The following is a 2,839-nucleotide window of genomic DNA, read 5'->3' as shown; positions in this document are numbered from 1 at the left end:
GGTGCGTCAGTTCCGAGATTTTTGTTGATAATTGAGAATTATCTTTCCTGACGCACCCTACGGTTAATTTGATCGCCGGAATAGATGGTGCGTCAGTTCCGAGATTTTTGTTGATAATTGAGAATTATCTTTCCTGACGCACCCTACGGTTAATTTGATCGCCCAAACACGATAAAATCACTGCGATCGATCGCACTAGCTGACACTCCATTCACAGTAGCCAAGAGTTGACCGTTTTGAGAAATCGCGATCGCATCTGCACTAGGGCTTTGGATAATAGTGAGTTGAGCAAAAGTTAAACCGCCCGCTAATACTAGCAAATCTTCACCTTTAGTGAAATCAGTAATGACATCGCTGCCTTCACCTGCGGTTAAAATAAAGCGATCGCGCCCAACGCCACCACTGAGAAGATCGTCACCTAAACCGCCAGTCAAAGTATCGTCACCCTTACCGCCGTAGAGAGTATCGTCACCCAAACCGCCGCAAATGGTGTCACTACCGCCGTTACCAAACAGCAAATCGTTACCCGCACCGCCACAGAGGTAATCTGAATCGCCATTTAAGCCGATCGCGCGATCGCCGAAAATAGTATCGTCGCCATCACCGCCGCAAATGGTATCAGTGCCGCGATCGCCCAACAGCAGATCGTTGCCCGTACCCCCGTCCAGAACGTCATAGCCCTTACCGCCAAACTGCGTATCATTGCCCTCTCCACCGCTAAGAGTATCCGCAGCATCTCCCCCATTCAAGAAATCGTTGCCAGTACCTCCAAACAGCAAATCGCGTCCGTTCGAGTCAGGGCTAGACAGGTCAAAACTGCCTCCAAACAAGCAGTCGTTACCCTCAGCCCCCACCAGAGTGTCGTTGCCTTTGTCGCCCCAAATCAAGTCATCGTCTTTGCCGCCGATCGCCACATCATCGCCTTTACCCCCGAAAATGAGATCGTCGCCGGCACCCCCGTTGAGGTAATCATTACCGGTGCCGCCAAACAGCAAGTCTTTGTCTGCATTAGGGCCAAGCGGGACATTGCTGGGCCGCCCGCCGTAAATATTGTCGTTTCCTCTGCCGCCCAGCAGAATGTCGTCACCGTTGAAACCGTCGATCGCATCGTTGAGATTGCTGCCAATTAGCAAATCGTTGCCGTCAGTGCCGTTGAAAGTGCGATCGACTGAATTCGGGCCGGGAATTGAATCGATCGCGGGTAGGGTGATTTCGTCATCGCAAGTGCGATCGGCATTACCGCCACCAATGCTGTCAGAGTCAACAGGAGTTGGAGTCGGAGTTGGAGTTCCTGTAGGCGTTGGAGTTGGAGTCGGAGTTCCTGTAGGCGTTGGAGTTGGAGTCGGAGTTCCTGTAGGCGTTGGAGTCGGAGTTCCTGTAGGCGTTGGAGTTGGAGTTCCTGTAGGCGTTGGAGTCGGAGTCGGAGTTTCTGTAGGAGTCGGAGTTTCTGTAGGAGTTGGAGTCGGAGTCGGAGTTTCTGTAGGAGTCGGAGTCGGAGTCGGAGTTCCCGTAGGCGTTGGAGTCGGAGTCGGAGTTCCCGTAGGCGTTGGAGTCGGAGTCGGAGTTCCCGTAGGCGTTGGAGTTGGAGTCGGAGTTCCCGTAGGAGTCGGAGTCGGAGTCGGAGTTCCCGTAGGCGTTGGAGTTGGAGTCGGAGTTTCCGTGGGAGTGGGAGTTGGAGTCGGAGTTTCCGTGGGAGTGGGAGTTGGAGTCGGAGTCGGAGTTTCTGTAGGAGTTGGAGTCGGAGTCGGAGTTTCTGTAGGAGTTGGAGTTGGAGTTGGAGTTCCCGTGGGAGTCGGAGTCGGAGTCGGAGTTCCCGTAGGCGTTGGAGTCGGAGTCGGAGTTCCCGTGGGAGTTGGAGTCGGAGTCGGAGTTCCCGTGGAAGTGGGAGTCGGAGTCGGAGTTCCCGTGGGAGTTGGAGTCGGAGTTCCCGTGGGAGTTGGAGTTCCTGTAGGAGTCGGAGTTGTTACCGGAGTTCCTGTAGGAGTCGGAGTTGTTACCGGAGTTCCTGTAGGAGTCGGAGTTGTTACCGGAGTTGGCGTAGGAGTCGGAGTTGTTACCGGAGTTGGCGTAGGAGGATTATTGACAACAATGCTGGCGGTGACGATCGCAGAATCAGCCTTCCCATCATTAGCTTTATAGGTAAAAGAGTCTGTCCCTGCAAAACCAGTATTTGGAGTGTAATCGAAGGAACCGTTAGAGTTAAGGACGATCGACCCTTTAGCCGGATTTGCTACCAAAATCGCAGTCAGCGGATCGTTTTCCGGGTCTGTATCGTTGATTAAGACTCCCAAACCCGTCACGTTCACAGGAGTATTAAAAGGAGTTGTATAGTTGTCAGGATTCGCTACAGGCGGGTTATTGTTGACGTTTACAGTCACGGTACCCGGTGCAGAGCTAACTATTCCATCGCTGACTGTGTAGGTAAATGTGTCTGTTCCAGAAAAACCAGCGTTAGGAGTATAAGTGAAAGAACCGTCTTTGTTGAGGGCGATCGACCCTTTAGTCGGGTTTGTGGCCAATGCAGCAGTCAGCGTGTCCAAGAAGTCCGCATCGGAGTCGTTGGCTAAAACTCCCGGCACTGTTATGCTGATGGCTTTTCCCGGACTGGTGCTGTAACTGTCGGGTTGTGCCTTGGGCGGAAAGTTAGTAACGTTGATATTCACCGTACTGGGGACAGTCGCAGCGCCGTCGCTAGCGCTGTAGGTGAAAGTATCTAGACCTGCAAAGCCTGCTTTTGGAGTATAAGTGAAGTCGCCAGTTTGGTTGAATGCGATCGTACCGTTGACCGGGCCTGTAACTAAGGCAGCAGTCAGCGTGTCCGAGTCCGGGTCGCTGTCGT

At 53.0% G+C, this 2,839-nt stretch carries 1 protein-coding gene; it reads right to left on the bottom strand.

Annotation, left to right across the window (positions count from 1 at the left end; translation table 11 throughout):
* Positions 1 to 149: 149 nt before the first annotated feature.
* On the bottom strand, positions 150 to 2,839 hold a 2,690-nt coding region (locus tag QUB64_RS09705; RefSeq protein ID WP_333325253.1), incomplete at its 5' end, for an Ig-like domain-containing protein.

This window comes from Microcoleus sp. Aus8_D2 (assembly GCF_036702665.1).
In the GTDB taxonomy this organism is placed as follows: domain Bacteria; phylum Cyanobacteriota; class Cyanobacteriia; order Cyanobacteriales; family Microcoleaceae; genus Microcoleus.
This window is presented reverse-complemented; position numbering and strand designations above follow the sequence as displayed.